Source organism: Sodalis sp. RH22 (genome assembly GCF_047324165.1).
In the GTDB taxonomy this organism is placed as follows: Bacteria; Pseudomonadota; Gammaproteobacteria; order Enterobacterales; family Enterobacteriaceae; genus Acerihabitans.
Window position 1 is genome coordinate 3,502,475 of the sequence record NZ_CP178731.1, and the last position, 19,346, is coordinate 3,521,820.

The 19,346-nt window shown below is 60.7% G+C and carries 13 protein-coding genes; 7 read left to right on the plus strand and 6 right to left on the minus strand.

Going from position 1 to position 19,346, the window contains the following annotated elements:
- The first annotated feature begins 11 nt into the window (after positions 1 to 11).
- Genes ACL2XN_RS15955 through ACL2XN_RS15965 form a run of 3 tightly spaced genes read left to right on the plus strand, consistent with a single transcriptional unit; the run spans position 12 to position 5,964 of the window.
- Positions 12 to 1,262 carry a TolC family protein gene (locus ACL2XN_RS15955; protein ID WP_413721885.1) on the plus strand — a complete coding sequence of 417 codons (1,251 nt, stop codon included), beginning with the start codon at positions 12 to 14 and terminating at the stop codon, positions 1,260 to 1,262.
- Entirely contained in the window at positions 1,259 to 2,848 is a 1,590-nt protein-coding gene (locus tag ACL2XN_RS15960; RefSeq protein ID WP_413729061.1) for an efflux RND transporter periplasmic adaptor subunit, read from the plus strand. The genes ACL2XN_RS15955 and ACL2XN_RS15960 overlap by 4 nt, the downstream gene beginning before the upstream one ends.
- A complete protein-coding gene (locus ACL2XN_RS15965) occupies positions 2,845 to 5,964 on the plus strand; it encodes an efflux RND transporter permease subunit (protein ID WP_413729062.1) in 3,120 nt (1,039 codons plus the stop codon). The genes ACL2XN_RS15960 and ACL2XN_RS15965 overlap by 4 nt, the downstream gene beginning before the upstream one ends.
- Positions 5,965 to 6,891: 927 nt before the next feature.
- Here the strand turns inward: ACL2XN_RS15965 and gltP are convergent.
- A complete protein-coding gene (gene gltP, locus ACL2XN_RS15970; protein ID WP_413729063.1) occupies positions 6,892 to 8,208 on the minus strand; it encodes a glutamate/aspartate:proton symporter GltP in 1,317 nt (438 codons plus the stop codon).
- 546 nt (positions 8,209 to 8,754) lie between these two features.
- On the opposite strand from gltP, the gene acs reads away from it, so the two are divergent.
- The 3 genes from acs (at position 8,755) to ACL2XN_RS15985 (ending at position 12,766) form a co-directional block, all read left to right on the plus strand.
- Entirely contained in the window at positions 8,755 to 10,713 is a 1,959-nt protein-coding gene (gene acs, locus ACL2XN_RS15975) for an acetate--CoA ligase (protein WP_413729064.1), read from the plus strand.
- 63 nt (positions 10,714 to 10,776) lie between these two features.
- Positions 10,777 to 11,094, plus strand: coding sequence for a DUF485 domain-containing protein (locus ACL2XN_RS15980; RefSeq protein ID WP_413721882.1), 318 nt, complete (start codon positions 10,777 to 10,779; stop codon positions 11,092 to 11,094).
- The gene (locus ACL2XN_RS15985; protein WP_413729065.1) at positions 11,087 to 12,766 is read left to right on the plus strand and encodes a cation acetate symporter; all 1,680 of its coding nucleotides are present in this window, start codon (positions 11,087 to 11,089) and stop codon (positions 12,764 to 12,766) included. Before ACL2XN_RS15980 ends, ACL2XN_RS15985 begins: the two co-directional genes overlap by 8 nt.
- A gap of 213 nt (positions 12,767 to 12,979) precedes the next feature.
- Here the strand turns inward: ACL2XN_RS15985 and ACL2XN_RS15990 are convergent, their stop codons facing one another.
- Both ACL2XN_RS15990 and ACL2XN_RS15995 read right to left on the minus strand, forming a co-directional pair.
- Positions 12,980 to 13,669 carry an LrgB family protein gene (locus tag ACL2XN_RS15990; protein ID WP_410012559.1) on the minus strand — a complete coding sequence of 230 codons (690 nt, stop codon included), beginning with the start codon at positions 13,667 to 13,669 and terminating at the stop codon, positions 12,980 to 12,982.
- Positions 13,662 to 14,084 carry a CidA/LrgA family protein gene (locus tag ACL2XN_RS15995; protein ID WP_410012560.1) on the minus strand — a complete coding sequence of 141 codons (423 nt, stop codon included), beginning with the start codon at positions 14,082 to 14,084 and terminating at the stop codon, positions 13,662 to 13,664. The genes ACL2XN_RS15990 and ACL2XN_RS15995 overlap by 8 nt, the downstream gene beginning before the upstream one ends.
- A 103-nt stretch (positions 14,085 to 14,187) precedes the next feature.
- On the opposite strand from ACL2XN_RS15995, the gene ACL2XN_RS16000 reads away from it, so the two are divergent.
- Positions 14,188 to 15,090 carry a LysR family transcriptional regulator gene (locus ACL2XN_RS16000; protein WP_410012561.1) on the plus strand — a complete coding sequence of 301 codons (903 nt, stop codon included), beginning with the start codon at positions 14,188 to 14,190 and terminating at the stop codon, positions 15,088 to 15,090.
- Positions 15,091 to 15,165: 75 nt separating this feature from the next.
- Here the strand turns inward: ACL2XN_RS16000 and ACL2XN_RS16005 are convergent, their stop codons facing one another.
- From ACL2XN_RS16005 to ACL2XN_RS16015, 3 genes are all read right to left on the minus strand, one after another.
- On the minus strand, positions 15,166 to 16,812 hold the full coding sequence (locus tag ACL2XN_RS16005) for a Na+/H+ antiporter (RefSeq protein WP_413721880.1): 1,647 nt from the start codon (positions 16,810 to 16,812) through the stop codon (positions 15,166 to 15,168).
- Positions 16,813 to 17,092: 280 nt separating this feature from the next.
- Positions 17,093 to 18,460, minus strand: coding sequence for an NCS2 family permease (locus ACL2XN_RS16010; protein WP_413721879.1), 1,368 nt, complete (start codon positions 18,458 to 18,460; stop codon positions 17,093 to 17,095).
- Positions 18,461 to 18,613: 153 nt separating this feature from the next.
- Positions 18,614 to 19,282, minus strand: coding sequence for a glutathione S-transferase (locus tag ACL2XN_RS16015; protein WP_413721878.1), 669 nt, complete (start codon positions 19,280 to 19,282; stop codon positions 18,614 to 18,616).
- Positions 19,283 to 19,346 lie beyond the last annotated feature (64 nt).

Consider the following 19,346-nt stretch of genomic DNA (forward strand, 5'->3'; position numbering starts at 1 on the left):
CGAGGATCATTATGTTGCTACCATGCTCCTCCCGGACGTGGCTGGTCCTTATGCTGTTCGTTTCCGCCGCGGCTCCCGCGGCGCAAATGAGCCTGGATGAGACGCTGGCCCGGGCCGAACGCTATTCGGCGGATCTTTCCGCCAACCTTCATCAGCGCCAGGCGCTGGAAAATATGGCCGATTCCGCCCTGCAGCTGCCCGACCCCAAGCTGAAATTCGGCATTGATAACCTGCCGGTGGGCGGCGGTAATGCCCGGCGTTTTACCCGTGAAGACATGACCATGCAGCGCATCGGCGTCATGCAGGATTATGTCAGCAGTACCAAACGCGAACGCAAAGCGGACGCGATCAGGGCCGAGGCGGCCTCCACCGCCGCCGGTTATCAAAACCTGCGCGCGCAGCTGCAGCGGGATACCGCCCAGGCCTGGCTGGATTTGGCCCTGTCGCAACAGGCGGTCGAGGCGGCGACCCATCTGCTGACGGAAAGCGAACGGCAGATTGCGGTGCAGAAGGCGGCGATAGCCGGCGGGGGCAGCGCCGGCGCGGTGCTGGACGGCCGCCTGGTGGTGATCGATATGCGCGATGCGCTTACCGACGCGCAGCGGGACGTGGCGATGGCGCAGGCGCGCCTGATGCAGCTGACCGGCATCGATCGTATCCAGACCGCCGGCCCCCTGCCGCGGTTCGACCGCCTGCCGGCCGATCCGCAGGCACTGGCCCAGGGCGTGAACCAGCATCCTGAAATAGTGCAGGCGCGGCGCGAGGCGGAAGTCTCGCAGGCCCGTTCCGCTCAGTCGGCGGTGGCGGCGATTCCGGATGTCGGCGTGGAAGTGTATTACGGCAAGCGCGACAGCGGCCGCGACGATATGGCCGGCATTATGTTTACCGTCGATCTGCCGCTGTTCCAGTCGCAACGGCAGGATAAGGATCATGCCGCCGACCAGTCGCGTACCTTCGAGGCCAACGATCGCCTGGCGCAGACCATTCGGGATCATACCGCCCAGCTGAATATCCTGGTGGCCCAGTACCAGGCCGCCCAGGCCCGCTGGCTGCGGCAGCGGGACGAGGTACTGCCGCTGCAAAAGCAGCGACTGCAGCTGATGCAGGCGCAGTATCGCGCCGGCAGCGCCACGCTCGCCGAACTGCTGGGCGCGCGCAGCGCCCTGCTGGCCAGCGAGCAGAATGAAACCCGCGCCGCCAGGGAACTGGCGCAAAGCTGGGCCGCCATTCGTTATCTTATCCCGCAGGAGAACAGGTCATGAACCGTATTACCACCGGACGTACCGTCGCCGTCGTCCTGGCCCTGGCCGCGCTCTGCGCCGCCTTTGCCGCCGGTTATTTCCTGCGCCGGCCGCCGGAAGCGGCAACCACGCCGGCCCAGGCCAATCCCGCGGCCGACAGCGGCCGCCGGGTGCTGTATTGGTACGACCCCATGTCGCCGGCACAGCGCTTTGATAAACCCGGCAAATCGCCGTTTATGGATATGCCGTTGACGCCGCGTTATGCCGACGAGACGCAGCAGGACGGCGGAGTAACCGTCAGCGCCCGCCAGCAGCAAAACCTGGGCGTGCGCCTGGGCACGGTGGCATTGAGAACCGTGCAGCCGCGTTTCGAGGCGTTCGGCACCGTCAGCATTGACGATCGGGGAATACAGGTGATACCGGCGCGCGCCAACGGTCTGGTGGAAAAACTCTATGTCCGCGCCGAGCAGCAGTTGGTGAAAAAGGACCAGCCGCTGGCGCGGCTGTGGATTCCGGAATGGAGCGCCGCCCAGCAGGAGTATCTGGCGGTGCGGCATTTGGGGGATGCGTCGCTCACCGCCGCGGCGCGCCAGCGTCTGCAACTGCTGTTTATGCCGGAGGACATTATCCGCGCTATTGAAAAAACCGGCCGGCCGCAAACCCGTATCGAAGTACGGGCGCCGGAGCAGGGTTTTATCAGCCGCCTGGAGGTGCGCGAAGGCAGCCAGGTCGGCACGTCCCAGGCGATGTTTGAACTCAGCTCGCTCGATCCGGTCTGGGTGGTGGTGGATTATCCTGAATCCCAGGCCGGGGCCCTCCAGCCCGGCAGCGATATCCAGGCCACGACGTCACGCTGGCCGGGGGACCTGTTTCACGGCCGGATTGCGGAAATGCTGCCGGTGGTGGATAACGCCACCCGCACCTACCGGGCGCGCATCGCGCTGGAAAATCATGACGGCAAGCTGCAGCCCGGCATGTACCTTAACATCCGCCTGGCGCAGGCGGCGCGGGGCGAAACGGTGTTGACCATGCCGCAGGACGCGCTGATCCAGACCGGCAGCCGCAATACCGTGCTGCTGGCCAAGGGCGACGGGCATTTCACCCCGGTAAGCGTTATCGCCGGCCGGGAGTTCGGCGACTGGGTGGAAGTGCGTAAAGGGCTGGCCGCCGGCGATCGGGTGGTCACCTCGGGCCAGTTCCTGATTGATTCCGAAGCCAGCCTGCGCAGCGCTCTGCCGCAGATGACGGACGATACGGACGCTTCATCGCCGGCGGCAACCGGCGTAAATCCTGGCGCCGGCGCGGATGATGCCCCCCCGTCCGCCGCTACGCCGGCTGACGGCGCCGCGACGCAATCGCCGCCGCCCGGCGCCGCGCAGGAATATGCCACCGAGGGCGTTATCGACGCGGTTAACGGCGAAATGGCGACGTTGTCGCACCATGCCGTGCCCGGCCTGAACTGGCCGCCGATGACCATGGATTTTATCCTGCCCGCGGGCGGACTGCCCAAGGGCATCGCCGTCGGCAGCCGTGTCATGTTCCATTTTACGCTTGACGACAGCGGTGCGCGCATCACCCAAATGATGCCGCTGGGGAGTGCCAAATGATCGCCTTTATCATTCGCTGGTCGCTGCGCAACCGTCTGCTGGTGCTGCTGGCCGCCGGGCTGCTGACCGCCTGGGGCATCTGGTCTTTGCAGCGTATGCCGGTGGACGCGCTGCCCGATCTGTCCGACGTACAGGTGATTATCCGCGTCAGTTATCCCGGCAAGGCGCCGCAGGTCGTGGAGGATCAGGTGACCTATCCGCTGACCACCACCATGCTGTCGGTGCCCGGCGCCACCACCGTGCGCGGCTTCTCGATGTTTGGCGACGCCTATGTCTATATCCTGTTCGCGGACGGCACCGATCCCTACTGGGCGCGCTCTAGGGTGCTTGAGTATCTCAGCCAGGTGCAGTCTACGCTGCCGGCGGAGGCCAAGGCCAGCCTTGGGCCGGACGCCACCGGCGTCGGCTGGGTCTATGAATACGCGCTGGTGGATAAAACCGGGCGCCACAGCCTGGCCGATCTGCGCGCCATCCAGGATTGGGTGCTGAAATTCGAATTAAAAACCGTACCGAACGTGTCGGAAGTGGCCAGCGTCGGCGGCATGGTGCGCCAATACCAAATCCTGCTGAAACCGGACCGGCTGCGGGCGCTTAACCTGTCTCACCAGCAGGTCATCGACGCGGTTAAGCAAGCCAACCAGGAGGGCGGCGGATCGGTACTGGAAATGAGCGAGGCCGAATATATGGTGCGCGCCGCCGGTTACCTTAAAACCCCGGAGGATTTTGATCATATCGTCATCACCTCGCGCGGCGGCGTGCCGGTGTTGCTGTCCGATGTGGCCGATATCCGCCTGGGTCCTGAAATGCGGCGCGGCGTGGCCGAACTGAACGGCGAGGGGGAAGTGGCCGGCGGCATTGTTATCATGCGCTATGGCAAAAATGCGCTGGAGACCATCAACGCGGTCAAACAAAAGCTGAACGAGGTGCGCCGCAGCCTGCCGCCAGGCGTGCAAATCGTGCCGGTCTATGACCGTTCCAGCCTTATCAAGCAGGCCATAGAAACCCTCTCCCATAAGCTGCTGGAAGAGTTTATCGTCGTGGCGCTGGTGTGTAGCCTGTTCCTGTTTCACTTCCGTTCGGCGCTGGTGGCGATCATCACCCTGCCGCTGGGCATCCTCGGCGCCTTTATCGTCATGCATTACCAGGGGGTTAACGCCAATATCATGTCGCTCGGCGGCATCGCCATCGCCATCGGCGCCATGGTGGACGCGGCGATAGTCATGATTGAAAATATGCACAAGGTGCTGGAAAAATGGCGGCACGATCATCCCGGACAGACGCCGAAAAGCGAGGATTACTGGGAAATCTCCGCCCGCGCATCCACCGAGGTGGGGCCGGCGCTGTTTTGTAGCCTGCTGATCATCACCCTGTCCTTTATTCCGGTATTTTCACTGGAGGCGCAGGAGGGCAAAATGTTCGGCCCGCTGGCGTTCACCAAAACCTATGCCATGGCGATCTCGGCGGGGCTGGGCATTACCCTGGTGCCGGTATTGATGGGGTACTTTATCCGTGGGCGTATCCCGGACGAACACGCCAACCCGCTCAACCGGGGGCTAATCCGCATGTATCAGCCGCTGCTGGACAAGGTTTTGGCGTGGCCGAAAACCACGCTTGCCCTGTCGCTGGCGCTGCTGGTGGTCACCCTGCTGCCGCTCAGCCGCCTGGGCACCGAGTTTATGCCGGCGCTGGACGAGGGGGATTTATTATATATGCCCTCCACGCTGCCCGGCATATCGGCGCGGGAAGCCGCCCGGCTGTTGCAGCAAACCGACCGGCTGATTAAAACCGTGCCGGAAGTGGCCACTGTTTTCGGCAAGGCGGGACGCGCCGAAACCGCCACCGACCCGGCGACGCTGACCATGCTGGAAACCACCATCCATTTCAAGCCCAGGGATCAATGGCGGCCCGGCATGACCACCGATAAGCTGGTGCAGGAACTGGACCGGACGGTGTCGCTGCCGGGGGTAGCCAATATCTGGGTGCCCCCCATCCGCAACCGGCTCGATATGCTGGCCACCGGGATTAAAAGCCCGGTGGGGATCAAAGTGAACGGCAATAATATCGAGCAGGTCGAGGCGGTGGCCCAGCAGATCGAACGGGTGGTGAAAAACGTCCCCGGCGTCACCTCCGCGCTGGCGGAACGGCTCAACGGCGGGCGCTATGTCGATATCAATATCGATCGGGTGCGCGCCGCCCGCTACGGCGTGTCGGTGGGTGAACTGCAGTCCATCGTGGCGGCGGTTATCGGCGGTGATAATATCGGCGAGACCATTGAAGGCCGCGAACGTTTCCCCATCAACGTACGTTATCCGCGCGAGCTGCGCGACTCGGTGCAGAAACTGCGCGACTTACCGGTAGTGACTGCCGGGGGCGCGCAGGTCACCCTGGCCGATCTGGCGGATATCCGCGTCAGCGAAGGCCCGCCGATGCTGAAAAGCGAGAACGCCCGCCTGTCGGACTGGATCTACGTCGATTTACGCGGCCGCGATCTCAAATCCGCCGTGCAGGAAATGCAGCGGACGGTGGCGCAGCAGGTCAAGCTGCCGGAAGGCGTCTCGTTAAGCTGGTCGGGACAATTTGAATACCTGGAGCGCGCCAGCGCCAAGCTGAAAATCGTGCTGCCCTTTACGCTGGCGATTATTTTTGTCCTGCTGTATGTCACCTTCGGCCGGGTCAGGGACGCGCTGCTGATTATGGGCACGCTGCCCTTTGCCCTGATAGGCGGCGTCTGGCTGCTTTACCTGCTGCATTATAATCTGTCGGTGGCGGCGGCGGTGGGCTTTATCGCCCTGGCGGGGGTGGCGGCGGAGTTCGGGGTGATTATGGTGCTGTACCTTAATCATGCCATGGAAAACCATCGCACCGGCAACGAACCGCTCAGCGAGGCTCAACTGCTGGCGGCCATCCGCGAAGGCGCGGTGCTGCGCGTACGCCCCAAGGTGATGACGGTGGCCACCATCATGGCCGGGCTGCTGCCCATCATGTGGGGGGGCGGCGTCGGATCCGAGGTGATGCAACGCATCGCCGCGCCGATGATCGGCGGCATGGTCAGCGCGCCGCTGCTGTCGATGCTGGTGATCCCGGCGCTGTATCGTCTATTGCACCGCAAAGGTTAACGCACCCACGGCACGCTGGGCCCGCCATCACCAGACCGACAGAAGTCGTGTTAAAGGGAGAGCATGCCGATGGGGTCGAATCGGGCGTGCTTTTCCCGCCCGACCGAGCGCCCCATGGCAGGGTATGCCCGCCAACACCCATCTCAAAGCAGACGTGTTCAAGGGCGAGCGTGCCAATGGGGTCGAATCGGGCGTGCTTTTCCCGCCCGACCGAGCGCCCCATGGCAGGGTATGCCCGCCAACACCCATCTCAAAGCAAACGTGTTAAAGGGAGAGCGTGCCAATGGGGTCGAATCGGGCGTGCTTTTCCCGCCCGACCGAGCGCCCCATGGCAGGGTATGCCCGCCAACACCCATCTCAAAGCAAACGTGTTAAAGGGAGAGCGTGCCAATGGGGTCGAATCGGGCGTGCTTTTCCCGCCCGACCGAGCGCCCCATGGCAGGGTATGCCCGCCAACACCCATCTCAAAGCAAACGTGTTAAAGGGAGAGCGTGCCGATGGGGTCGAATCGGGCGTGCTTTTCCCGCCCGACCGAGGCCCCATGGCAGGGTATGCCCGCCAACACCCATCTCAAAGCAGACGTGTTCAAGGGCGAGCGTGCCAATGGGGTCGAATCGGGCGTGCTTTTCCCGCCCGACCGAGCGCCCCATGGCAGGGTATGCCCGCCAACACCCATCTCAAAGCAAACGTGTTCAAGGGAGAGCGTGCCAATGGGGTCGAATCGGGCGTGCTTTTCCCGCCCGACCGAGCGCCCCATGGCAGGGTATGCCCGCCAACACCCATCTCAAAGCAAACGTGTTAAAGGGAGAGCGTGCCAATGGGGTCGAATCGGGCGTGCTTTTCCCGCCCGACCGAGCGCCCCACGGCACGCTGGGCCCGCCGTCACCAAACCGACAGAAGTCATGTTAAAGGGAGCGCGCGCCGCCTTCAGAAGGGCGTCGCGGCCGACGTCTTTAGCATCAGTACCTGCTGTTCATACGCCAGGGCCTTATCGCTATCGAACTGGTTTTCCCACTTGGCTATCACCAGCACCGCCAGCGCGTTGCCCACCACGTTCAGGGCGGTACGGGCCATATCCAGGATGCGATCGACGCCGGCGATAAACGCCAGCCCCTCCAGAGGAATACCCACGCTGCCAAGCGTCGCCAACAGCACCACAAAAGACACCCCCGGCACGCCGGCAATCCCCTTGGACGTCACCATCAGGGTCAACACCAGCACGATTTCCTGGCCGATGGACAGATCGATACCATACAGCTGGGCGATAAAAATAGCCGCGATGCTCTGGTACAGCGTGGAACCGTCCAGGTTAAAGGAATACCCGGTCGGCACCACAAAACTGGTGATTGCCGCAGGCGCGCCATAGGCTTCCATCTTCTCGATAATACGCGGCAGCACGCTTTCCGAACTGGCGGTGGAATAGGCCAGGATCAGCTCCTCCTTCAGGATGCGGATCAGCGTCCAGATGCGCAAATGGCACAACCGCGCCACCAGCCCCAACACCACCAGGGCAAAAAACAGGATCGCGGCATACACCAACAGCACCAGCTTGGCCAGCGGCAGCAGCGAGGCAAAACCAAAATTGGCCACCGTCACCGCAATCAAGGCGAATACCCCCACCGGCGCATAGCGCATGATCATATGGGTCACTTTAAACATGGTCTCGGCCACGGCCTTAAACACATTAAGCAGCGGCGTCTTGGTCTCGCCGGGCAAAGCCGCCAGACCCAAACCGAACAACACCGAGAAAAAAATAATCGGCAGCATATCGCCGCGCGCCATGGCGGCGAAAATATTCGGCGGGATCAGCGAAAGCAGCGTGCCCACCAGGCTATGGTTGCCGCTTTGCACCTGTTCCGTGGTCTTTTCATATTGGGAAATATCCACCGCCGCAAGCGTGGACATATCAATCCCGTGCCCCGGCTGGAACACGTTGGCAAGCGTAATGCCCAACACAATGGCAAGGGTGGTGATAATCTCGAAATAAACAATGGTCTTCAGGCCCAGGCGTCCAAGCTTTTTCGCATCGCCGACGCCCGCAATGCCCACAATCAGCGTGGAGATAACAATAGGCACCACGATCATCTTGATAAGACGGATAAAAATATCGCCCGCCGGCGCAAGAATATTGCCGATAAACCATACCCTGGCTTCAATCTGGTTATGCAGCAACGCCCCGGCGCCGATGCCCAGGATCAGGGCCAGGAGAATTTGCCAGGCAAGACTAATTTTTAACTTTTTCATAACATTTACAATTTCCCGAAGTGATTCCGTCGTGGCCGATTGCGGCCTGAATACGTCGTCGCGCGCATTTTTTAGCGCCCTGTCATCGGACGCGGCGGAGCCTGTTTACAGACTGCCTAAAAAAAAGGACGTCACTCTGTACCATCTTGAAAAGCCCGAATGCAAGCGCTGATTTATAGGGAGTTGGCGACGATTTAACTTATTGCGGTGGAATTAGGCCTAATATCTCATATAACCGTTTGTTATAATTTGATAAATTTTATCCATTTACGCATTATAATCAGGTTTACCCTTCTCTTTTCGGTCCTTATTTTTCTTTTTTGGCGCTTTAATCGGCGATGAAAAAGCGACCAAAAAAATATTTATGTATGATAAATAAACTCCCTACAAACGGACAAAAAGTTCAGTTCGCGGCAGATTTTTGTACACTGAGGTAAAACCTCAGTTTTGCTGCGTGATCTAACGCGCAAAAAAGAAACAAAGCCCTCAGGGCAGGTTCAATTAACCCTCGCTTGACATATTATTAACAAATCCAAGGAGGAAACCATGAGCCATCCCCATACGTACCCGATTCCCGACGCGATTGCGCAACGCGCCCTGTTATCCCAGGAGCAATATCGCCAGCTTTATCAACAGTCTGTCACCGACCCCGATACCTTCTGGGGTGAACAGGGCAAGATTATTGATTGGATCACGCCTTACCAAAGGGTGAAAAATACCTCTTTCGACCCCGGCCACGTGCGAATCCGCTGGTTCGAAGACGGAACCCTCAATGTATCCGCCAACTGCCTGGACCGGCACCTGGCGGAACGCGGCGATCAGACCGCCATTATCTGGGAAGGGGACGACGCCCGCGAAAGCGAGACCCTGACCTACCGGCAACTGCATCAGGCGGTGTGTCGCTTCGCCAATGTACTGAAAGAGCAAGGCGTCGCCAAAGGCGATGTGGTGGCGATTTACATGCCCATGGTGCCGGAAGCGGCGGTGGCGATGCTGGCCTGCGCCCGTATCGGGGCGATACATTCGGTGATCTTCGGCGGCTTTTCCCCCGAGGCCATTGCCGGACGGATTGTCGACTCCAGCGCCAAACTGGTGATCACTGCCGACGAAGGCATTCGCGCCGGGCGCAAGATCCCCTTGAAAAAGAATATCGACGACGCGCTGAAAAACCCGACGGTAAAAACCATAGAACGGGTAATTGTCTTTAAGCGCACCGGTAAAGACATCGACTGGACCGAGGGGCGCGATCTCTGGTGGCATGACGCGGTGGCGCGCGCCGCTGACGACTGCCCGCCGGCGGCAATGAACGCCGAGGATCCGCTGTTTATCCTTTACACCTCCGGCTCGACCGGTAAACCCAAAGGCGTGCTGCATACCAGCGGCGGTTACCTGGTCTACGCCGCCATGACCTTTAAATATGTCTTTGATTATCATCCCGGCGATATTTACTGGTGCACCGCCGACGTGGGCTGGGTAACCGGCCACAGCTATTTGCTTTACGGCCCGCTGGCCTGCGGCGCCATCACCCTGATGTTCGAAGGGGTGCCGAACTGGCCCGACGCCCGGCGCATGGCCCAGGTGGTGGATAAACACCAGGTCAATATCCTGTACACGGCGCCGACCGCCATCCGCGCGCTGATGGCCGAGGGCGACAAGGCCATCGAGGGCACCAGCCGCGCATCCCTGCGCATCATGGGGTCGGTGGGCGAACCCATCAACCCGGAAGCCTGGGAATGGTATTACCATAAAATCGGCAACGCCAAATGCCCAATCATGGATACCTGGTGGCAAACCGAAACCGGCGGTTTCATGATCACGCCCTTGCCGGGGGCCGTGGCGCTGAAGGCCGGCTCCGCCACACTGCCGTTTTTTGGCGTCCAGCCCGCGCTGGTGGATAACGGCGGCGCTATCCAGGAAGGCGCCGGCGAGGGAAACCTGGTGATCACCGATTCCTGGCCGGGGCAGGCGCGCACCCTGTATGGCGATCACGACCGCTTCGAGCAAACCTATTTTTCCACCTTTAAAGGCATGTATTTCAGCGGCGACGGGGCCAGGCGCGATGAAGACGGCTATTTCTGGATCACCGGCCGGGTGGACGATGTGCTGAATGTGTCCGGCCACCGCCTCGGCACCGCGGAAATCGAGTCGGCGCTGGTATCGCATCCGAAAATCGCCGAGGCGGCGGTGGTCGGTATTCCGCATGCGATCAAAGGCCAGGCTATTTACGCCTACATCACCCTTAACCACGGCGAAATGCCCACCGCCGAACTGTATAACGAGGTACGCAGTTGGGTGCGCAAGGAAATTGGCTCCATCGCCACCCCGGATATCCTGCACTGGACCGATTCATTGCCTAAAACCCGCTCCGGCAAGATTATGCGCCGCATCCTGCGCAAAATTGCCGCCGGCGACACCAGTAATCTGGGCGACACCTCGACGCTTGCCGATCCGGGCGTCGTTGAAAAGCTGTTAGAAGAAAAACAATCCATGGATATGCCTTCATAAAAACTCCGCCGTCTCCGGACGGCGCTTTCCGATCTTTACCTCTACCCTACTGGAGAGTCCCTGATGAATGACGTCATTTATCAAAGGATAGCGAGTAACCCACACTTCAAGGAACTGGTGGCCAAACGACAGCATTTTGCGGTGCTGCTCTCGTTGATAATGCTGGTGATCTACTATGGTTTTATCATGCTGATCGCCTTTGCGCCGGGCTGGCTGGGCACGCCGATCCATGAGGGGACCAGCATCACGCGCGGTATCCCGATAGGTGTCGGCATTATCATCCTCTCATTTGTCCTGACCGCGGTTTATGTCATCCGCGCCAATGGCGAATTTGAACGCCTGACCCAACAGCTCCTGCGCGAGGTACGGTACGATGCATAAATTCATCAGACTCCCGGCGGGCTTGCTATTGGCCGTTCCCCTGCTGGCACAGGCGGCGCCGGGGGACCGGCAGCCGCTGAACATCCAGGCCATCATCCTGTTCGTGCTGTTTGTCGCCATGACGCTGTATATCACCTATTGGGCCTCGAAACGGACCCGCTCGCGCAAGGACTATTACACCGCCGGCGGCAATATCACCGGCCTGCAAAACGGTCTGGCCATCTCCGGCGACTATATGTCGGCGGCGTCGTTTCTCGGTATTTCCGCGCTGGTGTATACCTCGGGTTATGACGGCCTGATCTATTCGCTGGGTTTCCTGGTCGGCTGGCCGATTATCCTGTTCTTGATCGCCGAACGGCTGCGCAACCTCGGCCGCTATACCTTTGCCGACGTGGCTTCCTACCGCCTTAAGCAAATGCCGATTCGTACCCTGTCCGCCTGTGGTTCGCTGGTGGTGGTGGCGCTGTACCTGATTGCCCAGATGGTGGGCGCGGGTAAGCTTATCCAGCTGCTGTTCGGCCTGAATTACCATGTGGCGGTGGTGCTGGTCGGCATACTGATGGTGATGTATGTGCTGTTCGGCGGCATGCTGGCCACCACCTGGGTGCAGATTATCAAAGCGGTGCTGTTGCTGGCGGGGGCCACGTTTATCGCGCTGATGGTGATGAAAACCGTCCACTTCAGTTTTGACACACTGTTTTCCGAGGCCATGAAGGTGCATAGCAAAGGCGCCGCCATCATGCGCCCCGGCGGGCTGGTCTCCGATCCCATCTCCGCGCTCTCGCTGGGACTGGCGCTGATGTTCGGCACCGCCGGCCTGCCCCATATCCTGATGCGCTTTTTTACCGTCAGCGACGCCAAGGAAGCGCGCAAGAGCGTGCTCTACGCCACCGGTTTTATGGGTTATTTTTACTTTTTAACCTTTATCATCGGCTTCGGCGCTATTTTGCTGGTCGGCGCCAACCCGGTGTTTAAGGACAGCTCCGGCGCGTTATTGGGCGGCGCCAATATGGCGGCCATCCACCTGGCGAACGCCGTGGGCGGCAACTTCTTCCTGGGCTTTATCTCGGCGGTGGCTTTCGCCACTATCCTTGCGGTGGTGGCGGGACTGACCCTGGCCGGGGCGTCGGCGGTTTCCCACGATCTTTACGCCAGCGTCATCAAGCGCGGCAACGCCACCGAACGCGACGAGCTCAGGGTGTCAAAAATCACCGTGGTGATCCTGGGCATCGTCGCCATTGCGCTGGGCATTGCCTTTGAAAAGCAGAACATCGCCTTTATGGTCGGGCTGGCCTTCTCCATTGCCGCCAGCTGTAACTTCCCCATTATCCTGCTGTCGATGTACTGGTCGAAGCTCACCACGCGCGGGGCCATGGTGGGCGGCTGGCTGGGGTTGATTACCGCCGTGATGCTGATGATCCTGGGGCCGACCGTCTGGGTGCAGGTGCTCGGCCATGCCGCGCCGATTTATCCGTATGAATATCCGGCGCTGTTCTCGATGCTGGTGGCGTTTATCGGTATCTGGGTGTTTTCGATTACCGATACCTCGGCGCAGGGCGCCAGCGAGCGCGCGCTGTTCTTCGCCCAGTTTATCCGCTCGCAGACCGGCGTGCGCGAACCCAACGCCGTGCGGCCGGAAACACCGGCCCCGGCCGCGTTCAAAAAGGCCTGATCGCGGCGGCGGCAAAGGTGTCGCTTGCGACCGCCGGTGGGGTTTCTATCGCCTAGGCAGGGTTACGCGTGCCACGCACTGGGCGATAGAGGAATTGCCCGGCGCAGGCAAGCGGCCCGGCGGTCCGTGCGGACGGACCGCCTTTACCAGCGCGCGTCCGGCGCCCGCGCCACGCAAGTCTTTTACCCATAAAATCAAATTACTGATGCGGCTTTACCACATCACCCGCCCAATCAGCGGCGCCACCATCACCGTAAGCACTCCCGCCAGCATCATCACCAGGCTCGACACCACGCCCTCCTCCCGGCCCAGCTCATAGGCGCGCGCGGTGCCCGCGCCGTGGGATGACGCGCCGAGGCCGGCGCCTTTGGCCATCTTGCCCGTGACCGACAAACGCAAAAAAACAATATCGCCCATCGCCATGCCGAACACGCCGGTGATCACCACGAACAGCGCCACCAGATCCGGCTGGCCGCCCATCTGCCGGGCCGCCTCGAGCGCGAACGGCGTGGTGATGGAACGCACCGCCAGGCTGCGCTGGATAACCTCGGGCAACGCCAGCAGACGCGCCAGCCATACCGAGCTGATGACCGCCGTTAGGGTCGCGGCGATAACGCCGGCGCAAAGCGACAGCCAATGCTGGCGGATAATGGCGAGGTTTTCGTATACCGGCACCGCAAACGCGATGGTGGCAGGACCCAACAGCCATAACAGCCAATGGGTTTCCACCAGATAGTGCTGATAGGAAACATGGGTTACCGCCAGCAATGCCACCAGCACCGCCGGGGTAAAAATCAGCGGCATCAGCATCAGGTGGTGATGAAGGCGATAAAGGTGCTTATTAGCGAAATACAGTACCAAGGTCACCAATAAACAGGCCAAACCCAGGATCAGATCAATCATGTCGGGCCTTTTGGCGCGCCAGCCACAGCTCAAAACGATACACCCGGTCGACCACCAGGCCGGTAACCCCCAGCACCAGCACGGTGCTGATGGCAATCACCACAAAAATACGCCAGCCGTCCAGCATCAGCAGTTGGGTATAATTAATCACCGCCACCACGGCGGGGACGAAAAACAGCAACATTTCCGCCAACAGCCAGCGCGCGCCGGCCGCCACCCACGCCACCGGCACGATACCGGATAAAATCAGCGCCAGCAGCATAAACATGCCCACCACATTGGCGGGCAGCGGCAGATGAAAACGCGCCACCAATTGCTGGGCTATCAGGAACAGGCCGATATACAACCCCACCTGGACCGGGAGTTGATATTGCAGCACGCGCGGCGGCAGGTTCAGGCGCCCTTGCGACAGCATGACAGCATCCTTTTTTGCCTCGAAGAAACGGCATTATAGGCGGACGGGTAAACTTGCTTAAAATGAATTAATATCATGGATATCATTACCCATTGGAATAGTCATGGATATCCGCACCCTGCGATATTTTGTGGAAGTGGTCAAACAGCAAAGCTTTACGCGCGCGGCGCAAAGCTTATTCGTTACCCAGCCCACCATCAGCAAAATGCTCAAACATCTGGAGGAGGAGCTGGACTGCACGTTGCTGATCCGCGAGGGACGCAGGCTGCGCCTGACCGACAGCGGGCAGGCGGTGTATCACCGCGGGCTGGGCATTCTGGATCAATTCCGCCAGCTGGAGACGGAGCTGGAGGATATCGGCTCGCTGAAAAAAGGCCGCCTGCGGCTGGGCATTCCCCCCATGGTCGGTACGCAGATGGCGGATCTGATCCGCGATTTCCGCCGCCAGTACCCCGGTATAGAATTGCAGATCGCCGAGTTTGGCGGTTTGACGGTACAGCAGGCGGTATTGTCCGGCGAGCTGGATGTGGCGCTGACCGCGCTGACGCCTGATACCGAAGCCGCCCTGGCCATATTGCCCCTGTTTGGCCACCCGTTATGCGCGGTGGTGCCGCGCGCAGCGCCGTGGCTCAGGCGCGACACAGTGCCTTTTGCCGAGTTGGGGAGCTGGCCGATATTAATCTATAACGAGGATTTTGCGCTTTACCGGCAGTTGATGACCGCCTTCCAGGCCGGGGGCATCACGGCGCAAATCGCTGTGCGCAGCGGGCAATGGGATTTTCTGGCGGCCATGGTGGAAGCGGGCATCGGCATCGCCATCCTGCCCGAGCCCATCTGCCGGCGGCTGGACAAAACCCGGCTGCTGTCGCTGCCGGTAGCGCCGTTGATGATGTGGCGACTGGGGCTTATTTGGCGCCAGGACAGTTATCTGTCCCATGGCGCCCAGGCCTGGATAACCGCCTGCCGCCAGCATTGGCCGCAGCCGAAACCCGCCGATGCGCGCTAAACGGCACGCCAGCGGATAGCCGCACGCGGCCATAAACGGACATCAGCGCGCTTCCCCGCCGGACGCCCCCGGGCACTATTCCCGCTCGATGAGCAGCGCCTCGAGCAAATCCAGATCGTGCAGCAGCTTCATCAGGGTTTCATTGCTGATTTTCTGCTGGGCGCGCAGATGATAATACTCGCCCCGTTCGGCGCGCAGCGCATTGAGCCGCATGCGCCGCTCCAGGTTTTCCGCCAGCAGCGCGTCGCCCTGATCGCTTTTGCCGTCGACGCGCCGGCGCAGGTTGCCGACAACCCGCGCGCTAACCTCGTTAAGCAGCTGGGTGTCGATATTTTCTTCGTTATCGTTGGCCAGCCGCTCCTGCATTTTACGCAGGCTTTCAATAGCCACCTCGGCGGCGGCGGCGCGCGCCATGCGCTCTTCCTTGCGGTTCAGCGCCTTATCCGATACCACGATGCCGCGCAGCAGCAGCGGTAGGGCGACCACCCCGCAGATCAGCGAAAACAGGATCACCCCGGCGGCGATAAACACCAGTTGGTAGCGGGAAGGAAACGCGGCGCCGTCGCTCAGCAGCAGCGGGATCGACAACACGCCGGCCAGGGTGATGGCGCCGCGCACCCCGGCAAAGGAGGCGATAAGGATTTCGCGCATGCTGTAGTCGCCAAACACCATCGGCCGTTTATGCAAAAACCGCTGGCTGAATTTTTTCATCAACAATAGCCAGACGAACCGCAGCAGCATCAGCGCCGCATAGATCACTACGATATCGGTAAACAGCATCCAGGTTTCGATGGTCGGATCCAGCTCGGCCTGGGTAATGGAGGTGGCCAGGATTTCCGGGAACTGCAGGCCCAGTAGGATAAACACCATGCCGTTAAACACGAACTCCAGCATCGCCCAGACGCTATTGGCGCGCAGGCGCATGGCCAGCGGCGCGTTGCGGATAATGCCGGACTGGCCGATGGTCATGCCGGAGGCCACCGCCGCCAGGATACCGGACACGCCGAGATGTTCGGCGATCAGGTAGGAGGCGAAGGGCAACAACAGCAGCAATACCGTTTGGGTGGCGGGGTCGTCGCCGCTCCAGCGGTTGATCAGCCGCAACGACTTGCTATAGGCCCAGGTCACCGCCACGCCGGCCAGTAAACCGCCGGCCGCCACTTTCACGAACTCAAGCGTGGCGCCGCCCACAGTAAACACCATGGTGCCCATGGCCACGGCAATGGCGAACTTCAGCGAGACCAGGCCGGACGCATCGTTCATCAGCGCCTCGCCCTGCAGGATGTCCATCAGCTTCTTGGGGATGCGGCCTTCGCCGACGATGCCGGAAAGCGCCACGGCATCGGTGGGCGACAATACCGCCGCCAGCGCCAGCGCCGCCACCAGCGGAATGCCGGGCACCATCCAGTAAATCAGGTAACCGACCCCGACCACGGTAATCAGCACCAGCACCAGGGCCAGCGCCACGATTTCGCCGCCGTGGCGTAAAAATTCCCGCGCCGGGGTTTTCCAGCCGTCGGCGAACAGCAGCGGCGGGATAAACAGCACCAGGAACAGCTCCGGGTTAAAATCCACGTGCAGGCCGAACTGCGGCCAGGCCAGCAGCGCGCCCAGCGCAATCTGCATTAACGGCAGGGGAATTTGAAACGGCAAAATACGCGTAATCACACCCGACAGGGATACAATCAAGGTGAGGATCAGAATTGTAAAAAAGATTTCCATGCTTACCTTAGTCTGTCCTTCTGGCAACGTTTACCGTCTGGCCCTGGAGCGGGGTCCTGGCCTGAAACGCGAGTTTTGATAGTAGATCATTTTGCCAAAAGTTAAAAACCTGTTATCGGCCATGGGCGGTTTTTTTTTATCCCCCGATCGGGTAGCGGCGCCGGGATAGCAATAAAAAACCGCGCCGGTTAAAGAAACCGGCGCGGCCTGGAAGCAAGATAAAGCTGCGCAAATAACCCGCGCGACGGCGGGTAGCCGCGTCACGCCGGCATTAAACCCCTCAGATAGCCCAGCCGCCGGCGTAAAACGTGACCAGCGCCACGGCGATAAGCACCGTGCCGACGTTAAGCCTGCGCCATTCCCCGGCAAAAACCCGGCCGATAACCAGCGATCCGAAGCCCAGCATGATACCGGTGACGATATTGCAGGTCAGCACGATAAAGGTCGCGCACAGCAGTCCCGACATCGCGTCGACAAAATCGCTGAAATCCAGTTTGGCGACGTTGCTGAGCATCAGCAGGCCGACATACATCAGCGCGGGTGCTGTGGCGTACGCCGGCACCAGATAAGACAGCGGCGATAAAAACAGGATCACCAGGAACAGCAGGCCGACAATGGTCGCGGTCAGCCCGGTCTTGCCGCCGGCGGCGGTCCCGGCGGCGGATTCGATATAGACCGCGGCCGGGGACGCGCCCACCAGCGACGAAAAGATACTGCTCAGGGAATCCGCGGTCAGCGCGCGGCCGCCGTTGATAATCTGGCCATCCTTATCCAACAGATTGGCCTGCCCGGCCACCGCGCGAATGGTGCCGGTGGCGTCGAACACCGCCGTCATCACCAGCGCCAGCACGCTTGGCAATACCGCCGGCTGCAGCGCGCCCTTGATATCCAGGTTAAAAATCAGCGAATGCCCCTCGGCGTCGGACAGGGTCGGCAAGGCAAACAGCCCGCGATAGCTGACCTGGGGATCAAATATCAGGCCCAGCAGCGAGATGGCGATAATCACCAGCAGAATGCCGCCCGGCACCCGTAGCTTTTCCAGGCCAAAAATGGCCGCCAGCCCCGTCAGCGCCATCATGACCGGGAACGAGGCAAAATGACCCAAGGCCACCGGCAGGCCTTCGATAGGGTTCTTTACCACCAGGCCGACGCCATTGGCGGCAATAATCAATAAAAACAGGCCGATGCCGATACCGGTGCCGTGGGCCACGCCCATAGGCAGGTTATGCAGGATCCAGGAGCGGATGCCGGTGGCGGAAATCAGGGTAAACGCCACCCCCATCAGGAATACCGCGCCCAACGCCACCGGCACGCTGATATGCTGGCCCAAGACCAGGCTGAACGCGGTAAAGGCGGTAAGGGAAATGGCGCAGCCGATCGCCATCGGCAGGTTGGCCCATAGCCCCATCAACAGCGAACCGAACGCCGCCACCAGGCAGGTGGCGACAAATACCGCCGCCGGCGGAAACCCGGCCTTGCCCAACATGCCGGGCACCACGATCACCGAATACACCATGGCCAAAAACGTGGTCAGGCCGGCCAATACTTCCTGGCGCGGGGTACTGCCGCGCGCGGAAATCTGGAACCAGGCATCAAGCGAGGAGCGCGGCCGGGCGTTGTCGCTGGCCGGTTGGATGGAACTGGACATAAAAAATCCCCTGGGATTATGTTGCTTCATCATCACTTACCATCACGATTGCGATGATATAACCATGCGAGGGCGGGGATTATCCTGCCCCCGGCGGGGGGATTTCAACCGAAAGTTCCTTTAGCTGACACTTTATTGATTTGGCGGGGGTCCTCAGGCTGTCCCGGGCTGCTGCTCGCGCTCTTTCGCCCGCTGGTAGGCCGGCCGCTGCCGCAGTTTATCGAGATAAGACCGCAGCGACGGGTACCCGTCAATGCCCACGCGCGTCGCCAGGCCCTCCAGCGGAAAGCTCATCTGGATATCCGCCGCGCTGAACCGGTCGCCGGCGAACCAGGGATACTGGCTGAGATGATTTTCCAGATACCGGCAATGGGTCAGCAACTGGGGATCGAGATACTTGCGCGATACCCCCTTGCCCACCGCCGCGCCGATGGGCCTTGCCAGCAGCGGTACCGGCGGTTTACCCAGCATGCCGAAAATCAGCTTCATCACCAGTAACGGCATTAACGACCCCTCGGCATAATGCAGCCAGTAGCGATACCGTACCCACTCCTCGCTGCGACTGTCCTGCGGCGCAAGCAGGAACGCGCCGTCGTAGCGATCCAGCACATAATCAATAATGGCGCCCGATTCCGCCAGCGTCAGCGCGCCGTCGGTGAGAATGGGTGATTTGCCCAGCGGATGGATTATTTTCAGCGTTTCAGGCGCCAGCATATGTTTATCCCGCTGGTAATAAAAAACGTCGTAGGGCAGATCAAGCTCTTCCAATAGCCACAGGATACGGTGTGATCTGGATTTATTCAGGTGATGAACGGATAGCATCGCGCGCTCCTTGAAGGGATTGCCTGTTATTACTGTAGACCACCCCTTGCGCCATCCGCTGTGA

Bases quoted from the DNA above. Each gene is read 5' to 3' on its own strand.
- ACL2XN_RS15955 (WP_413721885.1), top strand. From the start codon at position 12: ATGTTGCTACCATGCTCCTCCCGGACGTGGCTGGTCCTTATGCTGTTC.
- ACL2XN_RS15960 (WP_413729061.1), top strand. From the start codon at position 1,259: ATGAACCGTATTACCACCGGACGTACCGTCGCCGTCGTCCTGGCCCTG.
- ACL2XN_RS15965 (WP_413729062.1), top strand. From the start codon at position 2,845: ATGATCGCCTTTATCATTCGCTGGTCGCTGCGCAACCGTCTGCTGGTG.
- gltP (WP_413729063.1), bottom strand. From the start codon at position 8,208: ATGAAAAAGTTAAAAATTAGTCTTGCCTGGCAAATTCTCCTGGCCCTG.
- acs (WP_413729064.1), top strand. From the start codon at position 8,755: ATGAGCCATCCCCATACGTACCCGATTCCCGACGCGATTGCGCAACGC.
- ACL2XN_RS15980 (WP_413721882.1), top strand. From the start codon at position 10,777: ATGAATGACGTCATTTATCAAAGGATAGCGAGTAACCCACACTTCAAG.
- ACL2XN_RS15985 (WP_413729065.1), top strand. From the start codon at position 11,087: ATGCATAAATTCATCAGACTCCCGGCGGGCTTGCTATTGGCCGTTCCC.
- ACL2XN_RS15990 (WP_410012559.1), bottom strand. From the start codon at position 13,669: ATGATTGATCTGATCCTGGGTTTGGCCTGTTTATTGGTGACCTTGGTA.
- ACL2XN_RS15995 (WP_410012560.1), bottom strand. From the start codon at position 14,084: ATGCTGTCGCAAGGGCGCCTGAACCTGCCGCCGCGCGTGCTGCAATAT.
- ACL2XN_RS16000 (WP_410012561.1), top strand. From the start codon at position 14,188: ATGGATATCCGCACCCTGCGATATTTTGTGGAAGTGGTCAAACAGCAA.
- ACL2XN_RS16005 (WP_413721880.1), bottom strand. From the start codon at position 16,812: ATGGAAATCTTTTTTACAATTCTGATCCTCACCTTGATTGTATCCCTG.
- ACL2XN_RS16010 (WP_413721879.1), bottom strand. From the start codon at position 18,460: ATGTCCAGTTCCATCCAACCGGCCAGCGACAACGCCCGGCCGCGCTCC.
- ACL2XN_RS16015 (WP_413721878.1), bottom strand. From the start codon at position 19,282: ATGCTATCCGTTCATCACCTGAATAAATCCAGATCACACCGTATCCTG.